At 33.8% G+C, this 21,206-nt stretch carries 17 protein-coding genes and 1 pseudogene; 14 read left to right on the plus strand and 4 right to left on the minus strand.

Annotated features, from left to right (window positions below; all coding sequences use genetic code 11):
• The first annotated feature begins 71 nt into the window (after positions 1 to 71).
• Together BAU23_RS06690 and BAU23_RS06695 are read left to right on the plus strand one after the other, a co-directional pair.
• Entirely contained in the window at positions 72 to 1,355 is a 1,284-nt protein-coding gene (locus tag BAU23_RS06690) for an aminopeptidase P family protein (RefSeq protein ID WP_071733841.1), read from the plus strand.
• Positions 1,356 to 1,473: 118 nt separating this feature from the next.
• Positions 1,474 to 3,114 carry a multicopper oxidase family protein gene (locus BAU23_RS06695; RefSeq protein WP_071733843.1) on the plus strand — a complete coding sequence of 547 codons (1,641 nt, stop codon included), beginning with the start codon at positions 1,474 to 1,476 and terminating at the stop codon, positions 3,112 to 3,114.
• Positions 3,115 to 3,153: 39 nt separating this feature from the next.
• Here BAU23_RS06695 and BAU23_RS06700 read toward each other — a convergent pair whose 3' ends face one another.
• On the minus strand, positions 3,154 to 3,711 hold the full coding sequence (locus tag BAU23_RS06700; protein ID WP_000458523.1) for a hypothetical protein: 558 nt from the start codon (positions 3,709 to 3,711) through the stop codon (positions 3,154 to 3,156).
• 438 nt (positions 3,712 to 4,149) lie between these two features.
• Between BAU23_RS06700 and topB the strand changes: the two genes are divergently transcribed.
• The 6 genes from topB (at position 4,150) to BAU23_RS06730 (ending at position 11,728) form a co-directional block, all read left to right on the plus strand.
• Positions 4,150 to 6,294, plus strand: a complete 2,145-nt coding sequence (topB, locus tag BAU23_RS06705) for a DNA topoisomerase III (RefSeq protein WP_071733845.1) — start codon at positions 4,150 to 4,152, stop codon at positions 6,292 to 6,294.
• Positions 6,295 to 6,655: 361 nt separating this feature from the next.
• Complete coding sequence (locus tag BAU23_RS06710; RefSeq protein WP_071733847.1) at positions 6,656 to 7,312, plus strand: TetR/AcrR family transcriptional regulator; 657 nt, start codon at positions 6,656 to 6,658, stop codon at positions 7,310 to 7,312.
• 53 nt (positions 7,313 to 7,365) lie between these two features.
• Positions 7,366 to 8,310, plus strand: a complete 945-nt coding sequence (locus BAU23_RS06715) for an ABC transporter ATP-binding protein (RefSeq protein WP_071733849.1) — start codon at positions 7,366 to 7,368, stop codon at positions 8,308 to 8,310.
• Positions 8,297 to 9,178 carry an ABC transporter ATP-binding protein gene (locus tag BAU23_RS06720; protein ID WP_071733851.1) on the plus strand — a complete coding sequence of 294 codons (882 nt, stop codon included), beginning with the start codon at positions 8,297 to 8,299 and terminating at the stop codon, positions 9,176 to 9,178. The genes BAU23_RS06715 and BAU23_RS06720 overlap by 14 nt, the downstream gene beginning before the upstream one ends.
• Before the next feature lie 15 nt (positions 9,179 to 9,193).
• A complete protein-coding gene (locus tag BAU23_RS06725) occupies positions 9,194 to 9,979 on the plus strand; it encodes an ABC transporter permease subunit (RefSeq protein ID WP_071733853.1) in 786 nt (261 codons plus the stop codon).
• Positions 9,980 to 10,480: 501 nt separating this feature from the next.
• Entirely contained in the window at positions 10,481 to 11,728 is a 1,248-nt protein-coding gene (locus BAU23_RS06730) for a DUF4153 domain-containing protein (protein ID WP_071733855.1), read from the plus strand.
• Positions 11,729 to 11,854: 126 nt separating this feature from the next.
• Here the strand turns inward: BAU23_RS06730 and BAU23_RS06735 are convergent, their stop codons facing one another.
• Complete coding sequence (locus BAU23_RS06735; RefSeq protein ID WP_000105404.1) at positions 11,855 to 12,820, minus strand: arsenic resistance protein; 966 nt, start codon at positions 12,818 to 12,820, stop codon at positions 11,855 to 11,857.
• A gap of 312 nt (positions 12,821 to 13,132) precedes the next feature.
• Between BAU23_RS06735 and BAU23_RS06740 the strand changes: the two genes are divergently transcribed.
• The 5 genes from BAU23_RS06740 to BAU23_RS06760 all read left to right on the plus strand — a co-directional run bounded on the left by BAU23_RS06740 (position 13,133) and on the right by BAU23_RS06760 (position 18,561).
• Positions 13,133 to 13,825, plus strand: coding sequence for an FMN-dependent NADH-azoreductase (locus BAU23_RS06740; protein ID WP_000522520.1), 693 nt, complete (start codon positions 13,133 to 13,135; stop codon positions 13,823 to 13,825).
• Between the two features lie 237 nt (positions 13,826 to 14,062).
• The gene (gene brnQ / locus BAU23_RS06745; RefSeq protein ID WP_001284768.1) at positions 14,063 to 15,421 is read left to right on the plus strand and encodes a branched-chain amino acid transport system II carrier protein; all 1,359 of its coding nucleotides are present in this window, start codon (positions 14,063 to 14,065) and stop codon (positions 15,419 to 15,421) included.
• A gap of 86 nt (positions 15,422 to 15,507) precedes the next feature.
• Entirely contained in the window at positions 15,508 to 15,927 is a 420-nt protein-coding gene (locus BAU23_RS06750; protein ID WP_000750832.1) for a VOC family protein, read from the plus strand.
• A gap of 329 nt (positions 15,928 to 16,256) precedes the next feature.
• Positions 16,257 to 17,906: a copper resistance CopC/CopD family protein gene (locus BAU23_RS06755; RefSeq protein ID WP_000114313.1), complete on the plus strand. Its 1,650-nt coding sequence runs from the start codon at positions 16,257 to 16,259 to the stop codon at positions 17,904 to 17,906.
• A gap of 34 nt (positions 17,907 to 17,940) precedes the next feature.
• On the plus strand, positions 17,941 to 18,561 hold the full coding sequence (locus BAU23_RS06760; protein ID WP_000821393.1) for a YcnI family copper-binding membrane protein: 621 nt from the start codon (positions 17,941 to 17,943) through the stop codon (positions 18,559 to 18,561).
• A gap of 211 nt (positions 18,562 to 18,772) precedes the next feature.
• Here the strand turns inward: BAU23_RS06760 and BAU23_RS06765 are convergent, their stop codons facing one another.
• Entirely contained in the window at positions 18,773 to 18,883 is a 111-nt protein-coding gene (locus tag BAU23_RS06765; RefSeq protein WP_000505683.1) for a YjcZ family sporulation protein, read from the minus strand.
• Positions 18,884 to 19,308: 425 nt separating this feature from the next.
• A complete protein-coding gene (locus BAU23_RS06770; protein WP_001009374.1) occupies positions 19,309 to 20,502 on the minus strand; it encodes a NupC/NupG family nucleoside CNT transporter in 1,194 nt (397 codons plus the stop codon).
• A gap of 145 nt (positions 20,503 to 20,647) precedes the next feature.
• Here BAU23_RS06770 and BAU23_RS06775 point away from each other — a divergent pair.
• A pseudogene (locus BAU23_RS06775) lies at positions 20,648 to 21,067 on the plus strand (tyrosine-type recombinase/integrase); the annotation flags it as partial.
• Positions 21,068 to 21,206 lie beyond the last annotated feature (139 nt).

A 21,206-nucleotide genomic window follows, 5' to 3' on the forward strand; every position in this document is an offset into this window, starting at 1 on the left:
TAACAATAATAAAATGAATGGTGTTAGATAATTAGTTCTTTAATCATACATAGAACGCTAGGGGGATTATTATGAAATCAACATTTTTTGCTCAAAATAGAGAACGATTAGTAAACACATTACCAGATGAATCTATTACTATTTTATTTGCTGGGCAAGCACCTCATATGTCAGCGGATGCACATTATAAATTTGTGCCGAATCGAAATTTTTACTATGTAACAGGAATCGATGAACCAAATGTTATTTTCATGTTGAAGAAGTTTGGAGATAGTGTAGAAGAAACTCTGTTCATTGAAAAATCGGATCCAGTAATGGAAAAATGGGTCGGCAAAACAGTGTCTAACGAAGAAGCAGAGAAAATTTCAGGTATAAAGAAAGTTGTATATTTAGATAGCTTTGAAAAGACAATGTCAAATATACTTTTTACAGAAAATGTGAAACAAGTGAATTTAGACTTGGAACTTCGTGAGTGGAACGGTACTGAGACGAGAACGTTAGCATTTGCTAAACACGTAAGAGAACAGTACCCGCACATAACAATTGGAAATGTTTATCCAAACATGTGTGAATTACGTGTCTTTAAAACAGAAGAAGAAATTGAAATTATTAAGGAAGCAATTGCTGTTACTAAAGAGGGGATTTACAACGTACTCAAGCATGCAAAAGCAGATGCGATGGAATATGAATTAGAAGCACATTTTGATTTCACGCTGAAATCATCTGGAATTAAGCATCATGCGTTCAATACAATTTTGGCGAGTGGTAAAAATGCTACAGTTCTTCATTATGAAGACAATGATGCACAAATTCAAAATGGTGATCTAGTACTGCTAGATTTAGGCGCTCAAAAAGACTATTATAACGCTGATATTAGTTATACATTCCCGGCAAATGGAACATTCTCTAGTCGCCAAAAACAAATGTATAATATTGTATTAAAAGCATTGAAAGAAACAACGGAACTCATTAAGCCAGGAGTAAAGTTTGCTGCATTAAATGAGCATACAAAAAAGGTACTAGCAGAAGAGTGTAAAGAAATTGGCTTAATTCAAGAAGACGAAGAATTATCAAAATACTATTATCATGGCGTGAGTCATTTCCTAGGTTTAGATACGCATGACGTAGGAACATACAAAGAGAGAGTGTTAGAAGAAGGTATGGTAATAACAATTGAACCTGGTCTTTATATTGCAGAAGAATCAATTGGCATTCGTATTGAAGATGATATTCTTGTAACGAAAGACGGACATGAAAACTTGTCAAAAGATATCATTAGAGAAGTTGAAGAGATTGAAGCGTTTATGAGAGAAAATAATGTGAATGTAAAAGAAGATGAAGTTGTTACGAAATAATAATTAGAAGAGGCGCTCAATTTTGGGCGTCTTTTTATTTGGTCCATTTTAAACCTCCATATTTTCTTGAAAATTGTCTTCTATAATAATCTTGAAAAAGAAAAAGGAGGGATTTTCCATGAAGAGATTTGTATTAACAGCAGTTACAGTCTCCGTAATATTTTTAATTGCTGCGTGTTCTGCGACCACAAATACAACAAATGATCATAAAAATATGAATGATAAAAAAACAACACAGACTGAAACGGCTACAAAGCCATTGAAAGTTGTAAAAGGGCCAGAAGTTACTTTAGTAGCGAAAGAAGAAAAACAAAAGCTAAGTAGCGGTGTTATTGTTCCAGTCTGGACATTTAATGGCTCATCCCCAGGTCCAGAAATCAGAGTGAAAAAAGGTGAAAAGGTTAAAGTGACATTAAAAAATGAATTACCTGCACCAGTATCTATTCATTGGCATGGGTATCCTGTCCCAAATAACATGGATGGAATTCCAGGCGTGACACAAGATGCGGTTGAATCAGGAAAAAGTTTCACCTATGAATTTGAAGCGAACGTACCAGGAACGTATTGGTATCATTCACATCAAGATTCTGTAAATCAACTAGATAGAGGCTTATATGGTGCTCTTATTGTAGAGGATACAAATGAAAAGTATGATAAAGATTACACGTTAATGTTAGATGAATGGGTAACAGATAAAGAAGAAATTAATAAGCAGTTAAAAGAAATGACAAAAGGGCCAACAGGTAATAAATCTAAGGATAATGAAAATACGAAAAAGAATGATGATAGGAAAGGCATGGACCATTCCGGTATGGACATGAAGAGTGATAAAAAAGAGTCTGGCAATATGGCAGGCATGGATCATGGAAATATGAAGATGGAAGGACATGATATGAGTATGTATGACTTATTCACAATCAATGGTAAAAGCGAAGATTTAGTAGAGCCATTAAAAGTGAATAAGGGTGATAAAGTTCGTCTTCGACTCGTTAATGCGGGTTATCTATCACATGATATACACGTTCACGGTCATGATATAAAAGTAATTGCAACAGATGGTCAACCAATTAACGATCCAAAAGTTATAAAGGATAAAGTAATTTCAATCGCACCGGGTGAACGTTATGATATTGAATTTACTGCTAATAATCCTGGGAAATGGTATGTTGAAGACCATTCAGAAAATAAAGGTGCAAAAGGAATGAAAGCAGTTATTGAATATGAAGGTAGTAAAGAGATGAAAGACAAAGCAAACGAAAAAGAAAAACTACCAAAATTAGATATGACGAAATATGGTGCTAAAAAATTAGGTAGCTTCACGTTAAATCAGAAGTATACTGCCACATATAATATGGACTTAAATACGCAAATGAATGGAAATGAAATGGTATATACAATTAACGGAAAGGTATTTCCGGATATTGATCCAATTCCAGTAAAAAAGGGTGATTTAGTAAAAGTAAAATTGGTAAATCGTTCTAAAATGGACGATCATCCGATGCATTTACACGGTCACTTCTTCCAGGTATTGAGTAAAGATGGAAAACCGATAGAAGGTTCTCCAATTGTGAAAGATACATTGAACTTAAAACCAGGAGAAGAATATGAAGTAGCCTTTGTAGCAGACAATCCGGGTGAATGGATGTTCCACTGTCATGATTTACACCATGCTTCAGCGGGGATGGTAACAGAAGTGAAATATACAGATTATAAATCTGATTATGTTCCAAACCCTAACATTCCTAATAAGCCAGAATAATATAAAGCAGTTATCCATAGGATAACTGCTTTATATATTTTAGTCTTTAGCGTTATGCATATGTTGATCATGCTCGGATGAAGATGGGGGAGTGTGATCTGGGAATGTCACGAACACGGCAACGATAATTACCACACTAATTGAAAGTAATAATAAAAAACGCCGTTGGATAAAAGTAGAAACGGTTTCTGATAAAAGTTGAATTATACATGACATAGTTATTGTTATAGTAAGTAAAAGACTAATGAACAGTATACTGTGGGCTTGTTGAGCGTTTAACATTTCTGTAATCATAGCTCCCATCATACTTGCCATTAATCCAGAGAACATTCCTTCTAAAGCAGTATATAGGTGAAAACGTAGACCGACTAAAAAACCGATAAACCCACTAATCAAAATAGCAAGCAAAGTAGAATATAGTAATTCACCTTTAAAAAGAATACCTAAATAAAAACCGATACTTAAACCGATACTCATACTAAAAGACATAATAAATACCATATACTCCATTAGGGTACCCTTACGTTTAGAAATATATGATGTAATAATAATTGAGATACAACAAAGTGTTAAGGTAGTTAGCGTATAAGCAAACATCAAGATACCTCCCTGTCCTATCGTTCACTTCATCATATGTTCAAATGGAGAATACTTATGCTAATATATATCTGCAAATTATCTGCACAATTTAAAAAAGGTAAGTTCAATATAATTCTCAAATAATGATGGTTATCTTAGTAGACGATGATTCATAAGGAATTGTTGTATTTTAAATTCTATAGAATATATGAAAGTAAATAGTAGAGAATGGAAAAGACGCTCGATTTTGAGCGTCTTTTTTGTCTATGAGCATGTGAAAGAAATTGTTATATAATGAGTTTCTATTGTGAAGCCATAAAGAATAAGCGTATAATATTATAGTTATCCCATCATGGGGAGTAACCCGCGAATGATAAATAAGATGGTTGTTTTATCAGCGCTTCTAAACATATATACAATGAAAGTAACACTGGAATACAGATAGGGAGTTATAAAATGAAATTAATTATTGCCGAGAAACCAGATCAAGGTTTGGCTCTTGTTTCACAGTTTAAATATCGCCGAAAAGATGGATATTTAGAGGTAGAAGCGAATGAGTTATTTCCAAATGGAGCGTACTGTACATGGGCAATTGGTCATTTGACGCAGTTATGTAATCCAGAGCATTATCACGCAGAGTGGAAAAAATGGTCACTTAATACGTTACCGATGATTCCTGAACGATTTCAGTTTGAGGTAACAAAGTCAAAGTATAAGCAATTTAACGTTGTGAAACAGCTGTTACATAATCCTCAGGTAACAGAAATTATTCACGCGGGCGATGCTGGGCGTGAAGGGGAATTGATCGTACGAAACATTATTAATCTTTGCAACGTGCAAAAGCCAATGAAGCGTCTTTGGATTTCATCTTTAACGAAGCAAGCTATTTATCAAGGATTTAAAAACTTACTTGATGAAGCAGATACGATTAATACGTATTATGAAGCATATACAAGATCATGCGCTGACTGGGTCGTTGGTATGAATGCATCGCGTGTCTTTAGCATTTTGCTAAAGAAAAAGGGAATGAATGATGTGTTTTCCGCTGGTCGTGTACAAACACCAACATTAGCACTCATCGTAAAGCGTGAGAAAGAAATTGAGAACTTTAAGTCAGAGCCGTTTTGGGAAGTGTTCGCAACCTTTAATATAGAAGGAAAGAAGTATGAGGGGAAATGGGAGAAAGATAATGAGTCCCGCTTAAATGATCCTGATTTGGCAAATAAAATTGCAGCGTTTTGTCAAAACAAACCGGCTGTAGTAAAAGAAATGAAAACGGAGCGTAAAGAGTTTCAGCCACCGTTTTTATTTAATTTATCAGCACTGCAAGCAACGGCGAATAAAGCCTTTAAATTTTCACCGAAAAAGACACTTGATATAACGCAAGCACTATATCAAAAAGGGATTGTCTCTTATCCTCGTTCGGATTCTAACTATGTTACACAAGGAGAGGCAGCGACGTTCCCTGATATTTTACAGAAGTTAAGTCAGTTTGATGAATATAAAGGTTTATTGCCAGCACCAGTTGAATCGATTATGAATAATAAGCGTTATGTGAATGAAAAGAAAGTTACAGATCACTATGCAATTATACCGACAGAGCAAGTTACAAATCCAAGCAAACTATCAGGTGATGAAAAGAAGATTTACGATATGATCGTAAGAAGACTTATTGCGGCGCATTATGAAGTAGCAATCTTTGATTACACAACGATTACAACTCTTGTGGACGAACGTGCTGCGTTCATTTCGAAAGGAAAACAGCAAATTCAAGAAGGTTGGCGTAAAGTTATTTTCCAAGACGATAAAGATGACGAAACGATTCTTCCAATTGTAGCTGAAGGTGAACAAGGAAAAGTTGTAAAGGTGAAAGTGAAAGAAGGAAAAACACAGCCACCGAAGCGTTATACAGAAGGACAACTTATTACGTTAATGAAAACGGCTGGTAAGTATTTAGAGAATGAAGAGCTTGAGAAAGTATTAAAGAAAACAGAAGGTTTAGGTACTGAGGCAACTCGTGCAGGTATTATTACAATGCTGAAAGACCGTAAATATATAGATGTGCAGAAAAACCAAGTGTATGCAACCGACAAAGGTAAAGTATTAATTACGGCAATTGGTGATAAAATACTGGCTTCACCAGAAATGACAGCAAAATGGGAGCAACGCCTTGCGGAAATTGGAGAAGGTACAGCTTCACCAGCGACATTTATGGAACAAACGAAAAAACTATCAGCTAAAATTATTGAAGACGCGGTAGAAATGTCGGAGAAATGGGATTTCACTGGATTACATGTTGAATCGGTTGAACGAAAAGGATCGAAATTTACAACGGGTAAAAAGGTTGGTAGTTGTAAAAAATGTGATGGCGATGTGATTGATAAGTCAACGTTTTACGGTTGTTCTAACTATAATACAACACAGTGTGACTTTACCATTTCGAAGAAGATATTAAGTAAAACAATTTCGCAAAAAAACATGACGAAGCTATTAAAAGGTGAGAAGACCGATTTAATTAAAGGCTTTAAAAAAGGCGAGAAAACATTTGATGCGAAGTTAGAGTGGAAAGATAATAAGATGAATTTTGTTTTTGAGAATTAAGTTGTCAGTAAATAAAAATTTCTTTACTTAGGTGAAGTGAAAGTTATTCACAATACAAGAAGGTATACGTTTAGAAATGAAGTTACTTTTGAGACTATATGGGAAAAGCATGACAATTTTATGTCATGCTTTTTGTTTTTACAAAAATGGTTCAGTTGCTAGGGGTTTTGAGGTGTTAAGTGAAAAACTCATTATACTAGAGCAAATTTAAAATGATGAATCTTCTTTTTGCATATTGAAAAATACGTATTTAGTATAAAAAGTGAGTGATTACTCACTTTTTATATTGACTTTAAGAGCCTTGTTTTTTTATAATAATTTTAGTGAGTGATTACTCACTTTATTAAAAGGAGGATTAGAATTGTCGAATCGAATTTTTGATACAATACTTGCTCAAAGTCACATTAAATGTAAAACGGAAAAGCAGCAAAGGATTCTTGATACAGCGATTAAATTGTTTGCTGAAAAGGGTTATGCCAATACATCAACTGCAGAAATAGCAAAAATGGCAGACGTGTCAGAAGGAACTATCTTTAAGCAATATGGAAAAAAAGACCAATTGCTACTTTCTGTTATTTTACCTTTTATTAATGAATTTTTCCCTACCATGGCAAAGGAATTGATAAACGAGACTATGTTAGATCAGACAACTTCTTTTGAGGAGTTTTTACGAAATTTATTAAAAAATAGGGTTGCTTTTATTACGGAAAATAAAGAAATATTCCGAGTCATCGTTAAGGAGGTCATTTATAAAGAAGAATTAAAAAAAGAGCTAAAACCTTACTTTATAAAACATGTTCCAGTATTATTTGTAAATATTGTAGAACAATTCAAAAACCAAGGAGAGCTGATTGATCTTCCAGCTGATCGAATCTTAAAAATATTATTCACTTTACTAGGAGGATTTTTTGTTTCACGCTTTTTATTTATGGAAAACCATATTATTAGTGAAGAAGAAATTGAGGATGTCGTTCAATTTGTTATGAATGGTATAAAAAATAAGCAGTCTGTTGAATAAGGAAAAACGTTGGCACAGAAACGAAATGAAACGAGAAGGGAGTTTTTATTCTTATGGCTGTCATACAGATAGATCATTTAACAAAAGATTATGGTCATAATCGTGGTGTATTCGATGTTTCGTTTAAAGTAAAAAAAGGTGAAGTGTATGGATTTTTAGGACCGAATGGGGCGGGAAAGACAACGACGATTCGCCATATTATGGGGTTTTCCCGTCCTCAAATTGGAAAGATTTTTGTAAATGGAATGGACAGTTGGGAAAAAGCAAGCGAAATTCAAAAAGAACTTGGTTATTTACCAGGTGAAATTGCCTTACCAGAATCACTGACAGGAACAGAGTTTATTGAGATGATGGCGCAATTACGTGGAATTGAAGATATGTCCTATACAAATTACTTAATGAAAAAATTTGAGTTAGAGCCATCAGGTAGCTTGAAACGTATGTCGCTTGGTATGAAACGGAAGCTCGCCATTGTGACTGCTTTTATGCATGACCCAGCGGTACTCATTCTCGATGAACCGACAAGCGCTCTCGATCCAATTATGCAAAAAGTTTTTATTGAATTTATTAAAGAAGAAAAGGAAAAAGGAAAGACAATTTTGCTTTCAAGTCATATTTTTAATGAAATTGACGCTACATGCGACAAAATTTCCATTATTAAGGACGGAAGGTTAATATCTACATTTATTGCAGATGAATTGCGTCACAATGAGGAGAAAACATTTAAACTGGAATTTGATTCGAAAGAAGTGTTCGAAAGTTTTAAAAACAAGGTACCTTCTCATCAAAAAATAAAGGTGACTTCTCTAAAACCTCATAAAAATCAAGCAGTACTTCGGGTAAATGATGAAGATACAAATGAATTTATAGCTTTCATAAGTGACTATGATTTAAAGTTTTGTTCTGAAATTAAGTTTACGCTTGAAGATTATTTTATGGAATTTTATGATCGTAATCCCAAAAATGAGGGAGGAGGCGAACAAAGTGCCATTAATTGAGATAAAAAACATGACAAAAGATTATGGAGACGGACGGGGAATTTTTGACGTCAGCCTATCAATTGAAAAAGGTGAAGTTTTTGGCTTTGTCGGTACGAATGGAGCAGGTAAAACTACAACAATCCGTCATATGATGGGATTTTTAAAGCCACAAAGCGGCAACGCAATAATTCAAGGAATGGATTGTTGGAAAGATTCAGCTGAAATCAAAAAAATGATTGGCTATATTCCGGGAGAAATTGCATTTCCTGATGCGCCAACAGGAACCGAATTTTTGAAAAGACAAGCCGAATTATTAGGGCTAAAAGATATGTCTTATGCAGAATCAATTATTAAGAAGTTACAGCTTGACCCTACTGCTAATTTAAAAAGAATGTCCAAAGGTATGAAACAGAAGACGGCTATTGTTGCCGCATTGATGGCTGATCCAGATATCTTGATTTTTGATGAGCCGACAACTGGTCTCGATCCGCTTATGAGAGCAGAGTTTATAAGTATTTTGGATGAACAAAAGAAAAAAGGAAAGACAATTTTTATGTCGAGCCATATGTTTGACGAAGTCGAACATACTTGTGATAAAGTTGCACTCATAAAAGACGGGAAAATTATTGCTGTTAAATCGACAAAAGAGATTAAGTACAATCAAGAAAAGGTTTATAAAATCGAGTTTACCTCACACGAGAATTATAAGCTGTTTTTAGCGGAGCCATTTGATATTGCGGATAAACGCGAGCATCAAAACCAAGTGATTGTAAATGTGCATGATCGCCAAATTAATACACTGCTAAAAACATTAAAAGGCTACGATATTAAGTTCATTACGGAAATTAAGTATACGCTCGAAAAATATTTTAATAGCCAATATTAAAAGGAGGAGAAGTCATTGTTTAGTAAAGCTATTTTTAAACAAACATTAAAAGCAAATTTAAAACTATGGATTATATTCACAATAATAACTAGTGCCATGTTGGCTGTGATGATTGCCGTTTTTGAACCAACTACAATAACTGGTATGACGGATATGATGAAGGGGACACCGCTTGCGGATATGCTGAAAACTACAACGTTCCTTGGTATGCTTGCTTCTACCTTCTATTCAATGCATGGTATTCTACTTCCAGTGATATTTATTATTATGACTGCGAATAGTCTAATTGCTTCACAAGTTGATAGAGGATCAATGGCCTACTTGCTGTCAACACCTACAAAAAGAAGTACCGTTGTCAGAACACAAGCTTTATATTTGATTACATCGCTTGTGATGATGTTTATCATTGTAACAGGTGTCGGACTTGCTGCGATTCAAATTTTTCAAAGTAATGTAGATATAAATATTTCTGATTTTCTTATGCTCAACTTAGGTTTATTTTTATTAATGTTTGCTACTAGTGGCATTTCTTTTTTCTTTTCTTGTCTGTTCAATTTATCAAAAAACTCATTAGCTTTAGGAGCAGGAATACCAATCGCATTCTTTTTATTCCAATTGATGGGTCAAATAAGTAAAAGTCTTGAAAAGGTTAAATATATATCATTGAATACGCTGTTCGACACAGATGCAATTTTAAGTGGAGGTAATATAGCGATCCCATTCATTATTCTTATTGGTGTGGGTATAGTACTTTATGTACTTGGAATGAGAGTCTTCCAACAAAAGGATTTACCGCTTTAAAAAATAGTTAGAATAAAAAAGTTTTTTACTTAAGACACATTTTAGCTTGGATTTTACTATATGGATAGAAAAGAAAAAGCATGACAATTTTATGTCATGCTTTTTTATTTTATAATTACAGAGTTTTGTATACTAGCACTAAAATTTATTTGAAATAATTGTTTGAAAAGGTGTTATTAAATTGGACGCTTATATCATTTTGATCATTTCTTTTATATAAAGGAAAAATAAGAAATTAGAAAATAAAAACAAGCAATGAAGAGAACAGCTGAAAGTAGCTTACACCGATGTTTATAAAAAGTTATAGAGCATTTCTTTGAATGAGGAATGCTTTTTGTTTTTGCTTGGAATAAAAATATACAACAAAAATGTTTTATAAAATAATAAAAATTTATTGTAAAACGATAAAGTTTATATTAAAATCAAAAACAGGATAAATAAGTGTGGTGCTTTTATCGAAAATGTAGCAACGTTATTTTTAAAATTAGAGGAGGTATAAATATGGAGGTTAACAATTTGATTATTGAAAATATGGATAACCCTCATGAGTTGGAGAGACTGTATAGAAAAGACCCGAAAGCTTTTAAAAAGTCATTCTCACAAGCATGGGTCCAAAACCCTGATTCTCAGGTGTTAGGTGCTTGGTATGAAAGGTTGCATTTCAAGGAACCGACAAATAAAGAAAAAGTATCGTTGTTTCAAAAAGGTTTCTTATTCATGGGCATGTTAGCTATTCTAGCTGGGCTAAGCACTAGAATCATTTTCCACTTTGTCGAGCAGGAAGCAATTGCTCCAATTAACTTGGCTTTTGGTGTAATTCCCTTTATTGCTGCTTATTTTGTTTACAATAATACTCCGAAAAAAAGTATTATTTATTTCCTTGTAGCGTTGTTCCTCATTGCCGGGTTGTATCTTAATATGTTGCCATTAAATTATAAAGACAGCAGTATCCTTGCATATTTGCATCTTCCTATATTGTTATGGGTCTTATTGGGACTTGCGTTTACAGGAAATGAATATTCAAAAGGCAGTACAAGGTTAGCTTATATTAAATTTAATTTAGAATATTGTCTTCTCTACGCGAGCATGGCAGTGAGCGGAATGATACTAGCAGTATTCACCATGAAGTTATTTAGCTTCGTTGATTTGGATATAGGAGAATTCTATTTTAGTAATGTTGTTTTATTTGGAGCTGCGGCTCTCGCTGTAGTGGCTACATACTTAGTATCAATGAACCTTAAACTTGCTAAAAATATTACACCATATATAGCTAAAATTTTTAGTCCGCTTGTACTGATTACATTGTTGATCTATCTTATAACGGTTATATGGAGCGGGAAAAATCCATTCTTGGACCGCAATTTCCTAATGGCCTTCAACGGAATACTCCTTGGTGTATTGGCTGTTACCATATTTTCTATCGTTGAGAGTGACTCAGACGAGAAAAAGAGCGTTTCAGATTATATAAATTTTGCCTTAATTGTTCTGGCACTTATTATTGACACTGTCGCTTTGTCAGCTATCGTATTCAGACTTTCTTCTTACGGGATTACACCTAATAGACTTGCTGTTTTAGGTGTAAACATACTGATTTGGGCAAATCTCATTTGGATTATGTTTTCCTATATGCGTTTTCTACAAAACAAATCAGGACCAACAGCTATCCAAGATGCCGTTACGAAGTATCTGCCAATCTACGGACTTTGGGCAGCTTTCGTTATATTTACTTTTCCTATAATTTTTAATTAGAAAGGCATTGTTAATGTAACGACAAATTAATTTTCTATAACGTATAAAATCCTTAGAGCGGATAATTATCGTTGCTTCTATAATTTCTCGAAAATAAAAAAACGTCCCAAAGTAGGACGTTTTTTTTTATGTATATTGCTGTTTTTTCTTAATAAGTAACAACGTTTGTGAAACACAAGCAAGTACTGGCAGTTCAATCAACGGTCCAATAACGAGTGCAAGTGCAATAAGAGGCTCGTCAGGAAAAGCTGTTACAGCAATAGCGAGTGCAACAGGTGAGTTTCTTGCTAATGTTGTTAAGTTTAGACTTACTGTATCTTTATAAGATAAACGCATCATGCGCCCGATAAATTGTCCTAGGACAAAATTAATGATGAAGAACAATAGAACCGGAATGAGTAATAGTAAAACGACATTCATATTTTGTAGTAAATATTTACCTTGTGATGCAAACATCGCTACGATTGCTAAACTTAAAAATACAATTTGCGCAGAGCTGAAAAACGGAATGAGTTTATTCTCGAGTGTTTCAGTTTTTTTCAGTTTATTCATAATGAACTTTGTAGCGTGTGCAAGTACAAATGGTAAGACGATTACGATAACAATGCTTTCTACTAAAACAGAAACCGCTACAGTCTTCATGACACCAGCAAATAAAAATAAATAAATGGGAAGGAGCAGTACTTGCAATATTAAATTTACAGGCAAAATTGCAGTAGAAAGTGCTACATTTCCTTTCGCTATTTCAGTAAAGATTAAGTACCAATCTGTACATGGAGTAACCATTAACATAATAAATCCAACCCAAAGTGCCGGATGATCTGAAAGAAATAGTGCTCCTAATCCCCAAGCGAGTATAGGTGTCCATAAAAAATTAATAGTGAGGCTCGTCCCAGCAAATTTTAAATTACGGAATCCATTTTTTATTTCTTTCAATGGAATGCTGAGGAATAATCCATAAAGCATGAAAAATAAGAAGGGAACAATAAATTTTTCCGAATACATATGTATCATATTAAATTGTCCTAATATAACCCCGAATATAACAGCTGCAAGAATGATAAAGGTTTGAACCTTTTCTAAAGTACTCATTAATAAACCCTCTCTATAGATGAATTTCTCTCTCTAGTTGTATTATACAAGGTATTTCACTTATGTGTTTTTGAATTGATCATTTTGACTGGGGAAATATCTTTATTAAATATTTTTAATTCGAGATATTATTTTTTATTTAAAGTTACTTGACTAAAGTAAGTAGGTGTATTACAATCACTTACATAAGGTAATTAAATAACAAAAAGTTTTGATTTGCTTAGGTTAAGGTATCAATTGGAACTTTTTATTAGAATAAGAATTTTTATGATGATGAATAATGAATATGATAAGAAAGTTTAGGTGAAGAAAATGGGATTATTTAGCTCATTGTTTGGTAAAAAAGAAGAAAATACAAAAGTAGAGGGGAATAAAACAATGTCAAAAGTATTATTTGTAAAAGCAAACGATCGTCCAGCGGAGCAAGCAATTAGTTCAAAGATGTATGAAACATTTGTAAGTGCTTATAAGGAAGCAAATCCGAATACAGAAATTACGGAGTTAGATTTATTTGCATTAGATCTTCCGTATTACGGAAATATCGCTATTTCAGGTGGATATAAACGTAGTCAAGGAATGGAGATAACAGCTGAAGAAGAGAAGGCAGTTGCTACAGTAGATAAATATTTAAATCAATTTTTAGAGGCTGATAAAGTAGTATTTGCATTCCCATTATGGAACTTTACAGTACCAGCACCATTAATTACTTACATTTCATATCTTTCTCAAGCTGGAAAAACGTTTAAATATACAGCAAACGGCCCAGAAGGTTTAGCTGGTGATAAGAAAGTAGTTGTATTAGGTGCTCGTGGTTCAGATTACTCTTCTGAACAAATGGCTCCTATGGAAATGGCTGTTAACTACGTTACAAACGTACTTGGGTTCTGGGGCATTACAAATCCAGAGACAGTTGTAATTGAAGGGCACAATCAATATCCAGATCGCTCACAACAAATTGTTGAAGAAGGTTTAGAAAACGTTAAAAAAGTAGCTGCGAAATTTTAATTAATGATAGTAAATGGAAAAACCAACATGGATGACCATGTTGGTTTTTTAGTCTATTTTCCATGTTAAAAAATGTATATTTATAAAATAAATGAAAAGTTTGAAAATAGTATTGCAAAATATTATATATCAAACTATAATGAGTTCAAGAATAGTTGATACTTAAATTAAATATTCAGAAAATTCAATTAGTTAAAATTGGAAATGAGATAAGGAAATTTGAATGGGGGTTATATTATGGCGAATAAAGTACCGTTTTCGTTCATAGTAGTTATCGGATTAATGTTATTTGCACTATTTTTTGGAGCAGGAAATTTAATATTCCCAGCGATGCTTGGTCAATCGGCAGGAGAGAATGTATGGATTGCTAACGCTGGATTTTTAGTAACAGGTGTTGGATTACCATTACTAGGTGTATTAGCATTTGGTTTTTCAGGTAAAGATGATTTACAGTCATTAGCAAGTCGAGCTCACCCGGTATTCGGGATTGTGTTTACGACAGTTTTATACTTAGCGATCGGTCCGTTATTTGCAATACCAAGAACGGGAAATGTTTCTTATGAAATTGGTCTTAAGCCGTTTATGCCAGAGGGATTAGGTTCTACACCGTTAATTCTTTTTACAATTATATTCTTTAGCATCACTTGTTTTTTTTCGCTAAACCCTGCGAAAATTGTCGATATTGTTGGAAAAATATTAACACCAATTAAATTAACATTCATTGGTATTTTAGTAATCGTTGCTTTTATTCATCCGATTGGAGAGATGCAAGCACCAGTTGAAGGATATACATCACATGCATTTTTCAAAGGATTCCAAGAAGGATACTTAACAATGGACACGCTTGCATCGTTCGTATTTGGGATCATCATTATTAATGCAATTAAAGAAAAAGGTGCGAAAACGAAAACACAAATTATGGTTGTTTGTGCAAAAGCGACAATCATCGCAGCATCTATTCTAGCAATTATTTATACAGCACTTTCTTATATGGGGGCTTCAAGTGTTGCGAAGCTTGGACATTTAGAAAACGGCGGAGAAGTATTAGCGAAAGTTTCTAACTACTATTTTGGATCATATGGCGGGGTATTATTAGGATTAATGATTACAGTTGCTTGTTTAACAACTAGTGTAGGACTTGTATCAGCGTGTTCTTCATTTTTCCATAAGTTATTCCCAAATGTTCCTTACAAGGTAATTGCAATTACGTTATGTGTGTTTAGTGCTATTGTTGCAAATGTTGGATTAACGCAATTAATCGCAGTTTCTGTTCCAGTATTAACAGCAATTTATCCACTAGCAATCGTGTTGATTTTCTTAACATTCTTCCACTCATTATTCAAAGGAAGAGCTGAAGTTTATCAAGTGAGTTTAATCGTAACGTTTATCATCAGCTTATTTGATGGATTAAGTGCAGCTGGAGTTAACATTGAAGTAGTAAGCCGTGTGTTCACTAAATTCCTTCCGATGCAGGAAGTAGGATTAGGCTGGATCTTCCCAGCGATTATCGGCGGATTTATCGGATATGGCATTAGCGTTTTAAAAGTGAAAAATCAAGTTCGCCCAGCAGCTAGTGCGAATAAGAAAATAGGTTGAATTTAAAAAGTTATAGAATTTGATTCTATAACTTTTTTTGTTACTATTGATAAGAATAGAAAAAATAAAGTAGTAGGGGAAATAAAATGAAAAAAACAATTGATCATATCGGCATCGCAGTTCGTGATATAGATAGTACGATTCATTTTTATGAAAAGGTTTTATCAGGAACTTTAATAGATCGATACGTAAGTGAAGCACCCGGTGTTGAAAGCGAAGTGGCTATTCTTGAAGTTGATGGTGATAGAATCGAATTACTTGCTCCGACGAATAATACCACTTCACCAATAGCACGATTTATAAAACAAAAAGGGAAAGGTGTTCATCACGTCGCGTATCGTGTAGATGATTTAGATGTAGCTTTAGAAGAATTAAAAGAACAAGGTATTCGCACACTAGAACACACACTTCGAATGAATAAACATGGTAGAAGATTAATTTACCTTAATCCGGCGGATACAGAAGGCACGATCATTGAGTATTGTGATTATCCTGAAGAGAAATAGAAGAAGGATATGTTTTAAAAAGGTGTTACGTAATAATGTAACACCTTTTTATTTATGCATTTCACATTTTCTTCACAAATGATTCACGATAACTTTTCTTCTTAGGGAACTTACATAAATATATTTTATGATATAATTACAATCGACTTTAAAAATATAAGTTATTTCAATTAGAGTAGTTACTATTGTATTGGAAGTTTAAAGGTGGGGAGAAATAAATCATCATATTGTATGAAAATTTATACTTCATCAGGTTAATATTTCGTCAGGAAATCAAATTAGGAAGTATAAAGTAATGAAAGTGTAGCGATGAAGAAGAAAGAAGTGAAATGAGTGTGAAAGTAATGAGAAGATTAGGGGCATGGTTGCTAATCGCGTGCGTGTTTATCATATTAATCCCAAAAAGCGCGTCTGCTCATGCGTATGTTGTAAAATCAAACCCTGCTGAAAATGAAACGTTGAAGAAAGCACCAACTGTTGTGAAAATTGAATTTGATGAGGATATACAAGTTTCACACTTTAATACATTGTTTGTAAGAGATACCTCAGGTAAAAGAGTAGATTTAAAAGATGCTCATATTGATAAAAAAAATAAAAAATTATTAGAAGCAGGGTTAAAGGAGAATCTTAAAGACGGTCTCTATTCTATTCAGTGGAAAGCTATTTCAGCTGATGGACATCCAATTCAAGGAGTTATTCCGTTCCGTATTGGGCCAGCTGCAGCGGGAGGGGAAGATGTACAAGTAGAGGAGATGGGTTACGTTCCACAAATCGATATGATTGTGGAACGCGGGATTCTATATACAAGTTTCTCACTATTTTTAGGAGTTCTATTCTTTAATCTTATTATATATAAAGGGAATGAAACCCTTGTTCGATCAAAGAGTAAAAAAATAATATGGATCTCATTATTTGGTATATTCATTAGTTTACTATTCAATTTACCATTGCAAGCGAAAATAAATGCTGATGTTTCATGGCTAGAAGCATTCGATCCTATATTATTAAAAGAAACATTACAACTATCTGTTTTTGGTTATGTATGGATAACTCAAATGGCTCTTATTAGTATGCTTATGATTATTACTTATTTTGCAGTGAAGCGTGAGAAACTTTCGTCGTTTAAAGTATGGAGCATTCCAATGCTACTGTTTGTTGGGTTACTTGTTATGAAAGCCATTAATAGTCACGCATATGGTTTAAAGTTTAAAGACATTGCTGTCGTGATGGATTTTCTGCATTTATTCGCAGCTTCATTATGGATTGGCGGTCTATCATCGATTATTCTTCTTTTACGTAAAGAGGATGACAAGTGGACTATGTATTGGGATGCAATTAAGCGTTTTTCACCATGGGCAACAGGTGCTGTCATAGTGATTTTATTAACAGGCCTTTTTAACAGTACATTTTTTATTCCCACGATCCATTCCCTATTTGATACGAAGTATGGATTGGCCTTATTAGCAAAGATGCTTTTATTTGTTTTCATGGGGGTATTGGGAATTATTCATTATGTGAGAGGGAAAATGCGAGCGCAGCAAGGATTAGGCGCTACGGTGAAAGTAGAGTTCATCATTGGAATTATCATTTTCGTCATCGTAGCTTTTATGACAAACGTACAAACACCACCGATGCCTCCTACTGGACCTTTTACAGAGAGTAAGCAATTAGATAATGGATATGAACTTACTTTACATGTAAGTCCTAATAAAGTGGGACAAAATACATTTCATATTACTTTAAAGGATGAGAACGGACAACCTGTTACTGAAATGGAACAAATTATATTGACTACTCAATCGTTAGATATGAATATGGGAAAAGGTTCATTTAAAGTTTCGGCCGTTTCACCGGGAGAATATGAAGCGGAAGGCATGTATATTAACATGACAGGAAACTGGAATATACAAGTTCACGGATTAACAAAATCTCTTGATAGCTTCGATACAGATTATAAATTTATTGTAGGTGGCAGATAAAGGGACGTTACAGATGAAAAGGAGTTAATAGAAAATGAAGCGTATAAAAAAATTAGGAACAACAATGATCGCAACAATAATTGCAATGGGAATTTTTTCGTTACCTGTTAGTGCTCACGTAACTGTGCAACCAGCAACTTCAGATGTTAACTCATGGGAGACATACACAATAAAGGTACCAGTTGAAAAGAATATGGCAACAACAAAAGTTACACTGAAAATACCATCTGGAGTCGAGTTTCAACAGTATGAGCCAGTACCAGGATGGAAAGTGGAAGAACAAAAAGATGCAGCTGGAAAAGTTAAAACTGTAATATGGGAAGCAACAGGAGATGGGATTTTACCTGGTCAGTTCCAGCGATTTACTTTCGTCGCTAAAAATCCAGATAAAGAACAAAAAATAGCGTGGGATGCATATCAGCAATATAAAGACGGAGAAATTGTTGAATGGACAGGTGATGAGAAAGCTGAGAAACCACATTCCCTTACTACGATTGCCAAAGGTGCGTCATTGACAGGAGAACATGGTGAAGTGTCTAGTGTAGAAAAGAATGAAGGCACTAGTAATATGCAAGTAATAGCGATTGTTTTATCTATTTTGGCGATTGTATCGTCGGTGGGTACTTGTATTTTTGTAGTACGTCGTAAAAAATAGACAACCAAGTAGGTGTGGAGTGAGGGGAAAACGGGCGATAACGTCGAAAGCTTACCTATCACTATAGTAACCAAGAAAGCCCAATTCTCAATTTTATTGCTGAGGAATTGGGCTCTTTAATAAATTTCCTTAACTTTGTAAATTCGCATTTCCCGACGCCATCCCGTATAGAAAAAAGACACTCATATAGGAGTGCCTTTTCTGATGTTTTTTAGCAGAAGCAAGCAGCTCCAACTATGATTAATAAAATAAATAATACAACTAATAAAGCAAATCCTCCAGAAAAACCACAACCTCCGCCGCAACTACCACCAAATCCCATAATAGTTCCTCCTTTAATAAGGGGGGGAAACAAGGGTACACTCATGTATGTTAACGGATTCAATTTCCTTTATGTTTTTACGAATTAATTGAACAGGTCCTTTAAGAAAAAAGAAAAGACACCCTAAGGTGCCTTACTCCGACTTGATAAACACAGTATATGTATTGGACGCCCCTCGATAAAACTTTTCAATATGTTTATTGTATATATTTTAAAAGGATTTATTCCACTACTGACTGCAGCAACAATTTTTTGCTAACTCAAATGGCTAATTCAAATCCTGCGTGCTCACTGTAATATACTCTTCACTTTCCTTGAGGAGGGATTCTTCTTGGCTAAAAAGATAAGAGGGACAAATTTTCTTATGCCTTGCACTGTGTACATAAATTTCATCCGTAAGGGTGTCAAGTATCTTCGATATTCATTTACCATACAAAAAGCCCCACAAGCATAGCACTTAATAAAGAAACAGCCATTCCACTAACAAGAAGCTTCCAAACATTCTTACCGATAATCGATGATTTTTCTTCGCCAAATAATGAATTGTAAGTTCCATAAATCATGCCTACTGTACTAAAGTTAGCAAAAGAGGCTAGAAATGTTGTTGCAACTGCAATAGTATGCGGATGTAAAGAGTTTAGGTGTGATTTTAAATCCATCATTGCAACAAATTCATTCGTTGTTATTTTTATCCCCATTAATTCAGCAACATACATAGCATCACTGCCGGATACACCAAGTAAAAAGGCGAAGGGACTAAAGATAATAGAGAAGATTTTTTGAATTGTTAAACCTGTTACAAAAAAACTTAAAATCCCATTTAAACATGCTGTTAATGCTACATATCCAATTACCATGGCTAAAATAACAATAACCATATTCATCCCAACTAACATGCTGTTTGAAATGGTAGAAAAGAAATCTTTTTTTTCATTTTTTGAAGGTGAATAAATAATATCTTCTTCTTTAGTGACTTCTATAGGATTTAAAACATTGGCTAAAATTAATGCGTTAATACAGTTTAAAGGAATGGCGCTGAAAATATATGTTGCTGGAACCATTGATAGATAAGCACCAAGAATGGAACCGCTGACGCTACTCATACTCATAATTCCAAAAGTCAACAAACGATTTTCTTTTAAAACAGATAATTGATCACGAACAACTGCAAGTGCTTCCGTGTTTCCTAAAAACATCATTTGAATGGAAAAGAAGCTTTCTAACTTTGGTAAACGAGAAATCTTTGAAATGATTGCACCTACTTTATCGATAATCCAAGTTAAAATTCCAAAATAAGAAAGAATATCAAAAAAAGTGATAACAAAAATGATAGGAAGTAATGCGCTAAAGAAGAAGTCAATTGTTTGATTTTCCATAGCTGAAGGAAATGCAAATCGAATACCTTCATTCGCACATGATAGTAGCCAACTGAAAAATGACGCAATTTTATTAATTATGATACTACCCAATTTGGTACCTAACATAAACCATGTAATAAAAAGTTCCAATATTATTAGAATACTGATTGGTCTCCATTTTATTTTTCTTTTATTAGGCGAACATAGGAAAACGAATAATATTACAATGAAAATCCCTAAAATATTTAATATGAAATTCATGTCAACAACTCCTTGAGCTTTATTATTTGTATATAAAAAAGCTCTTATTCTTCATACTTTGGCTAATGAGCAGAAGTATGAAGAATAGGAGAGGAACGAAAAATTGATGGTTTATAAACATCCCAATACAACGAGAGAAATCATATCATTATTTGAATTTTTGTATTCTACGGGCTGCCGTATTGGGGAAGTCGTAAAACTGAATCGCGATGATATTAACTTCTCAACGAATGCTGTCATTGTGCATGGGAAAGGTGTTAAAGAAAGGGAAGTATACTTTAATACTCGTTGCATTATTTGGTTAAAAAGGTATCTAGATGAAAGAGATGATGAGGGGCCTGGTTTGTTTATTACGGGAAGAAGGCTCAAAAGACGTATAAGTATTGATAACCTAAGATTTATTATCAAACGTATATCAAATTGTACTGAGATTAAATAGAGTATTCATCCTCATCAATTACTTCACAGCTATGCTACATATATGATTAACAACGGTGCGCCACTTGAAGTAATAAAAAGCTTACTTGGTCATGAGAAGAATGAAACCACAAGAATATTTGCTTAGCTGAGCGGAAAGTTGAGACACAACTTTTATATTAAATATTTATGAAAGCTACTGAAATTAATTTTTAATCAAAATCGAGAGGTGCATATAAAAAGACGTATCTTTTTGAAGTGGACCATTTTGTTGGAAAATTAAATTC

The sequence above is a fragment of the Bacillus nitratireducens genome (assembly GCF_001884135.1).
Lineage (GTDB): Bacteria > Bacillota > Bacilli > Bacillales > Bacillaceae_G > Bacillus_A > Bacillus_A nitratireducens.

Coding starts and splice junctions, on each gene's coding strand:
- BAU23_RS06690 (WP_071733841.1), top strand. CDS start 72: ATGAAATCAACATTTTTTGCTCAAAATAGAGAACGATTAGTAAACACA.
- BAU23_RS06695 (WP_071733843.1), top strand. CDS start 1,474: ATGAAGAGATTTGTATTAACAGCAGTTACAGTCTCCGTAATATTTTTA.
- BAU23_RS06700 (WP_000458523.1), bottom strand. CDS start 3,711: ATGTTTGCTTATACGCTAACTACCTTAACACTTTGTTGTATCTCAATT.
- topB (WP_071733845.1), top strand. CDS start 4,150: ATGAAATTAATTATTGCCGAGAAACCAGATCAAGGTTTGGCTCTTGTT.
- BAU23_RS06715 (WP_071733849.1), top strand. CDS start 7,366: ATGGCTGTCATACAGATAGATCATTTAACAAAAGATTATGGTCATAAT.
- BAU23_RS06730 (WP_071733855.1), top strand. CDS start 10,481: ATGGAGGTTAACAATTTGATTATTGAAAATATGGATAACCCTCATGAG.
- BAU23_RS06735 (WP_000105404.1), bottom strand. CDS start 12,820: ATGAGTACTTTAGAAAAGGTTCAAACCTTTATCATTCTTGCAGCTGTT.
- BAU23_RS06740 (WP_000522520.1), top strand. CDS start 13,133: ATGGGATTATTTAGCTCATTGTTTGGTAAAAAAGAAGAAAATACAAAA.
- brnQ (WP_001284768.1), top strand. CDS start 14,063: ATGGCGAATAAAGTACCGTTTTCGTTCATAGTAGTTATCGGATTAATG.
- BAU23_RS06750 (WP_000750832.1), top strand. CDS start 15,508: ATGAAAAAAACAATTGATCATATCGGCATCGCAGTTCGTGATATAGAT.
- BAU23_RS06755 (WP_000114313.1), top strand. CDS start 16,257: ATGAGTGTGAAAGTAATGAGAAGATTAGGGGCATGGTTGCTAATCGCG.
- BAU23_RS06760 (WP_000821393.1), top strand. CDS start 17,941: ATGAAGCGTATAAAAAAATTAGGAACAACAATGATCGCAACAATAATT.
- BAU23_RS06765 (WP_000505683.1), bottom strand. CDS start 18,883: ATGGGATTTGGTGGTAGTTGCGGCGGAGGTTGTGGTTTTTCTGGAGGA.
- BAU23_RS06770 (WP_001009374.1), bottom strand. CDS start 20,502: ATGAATTTCATATTAAATATTTTAGGGATTTTCATTGTAATATTATTC.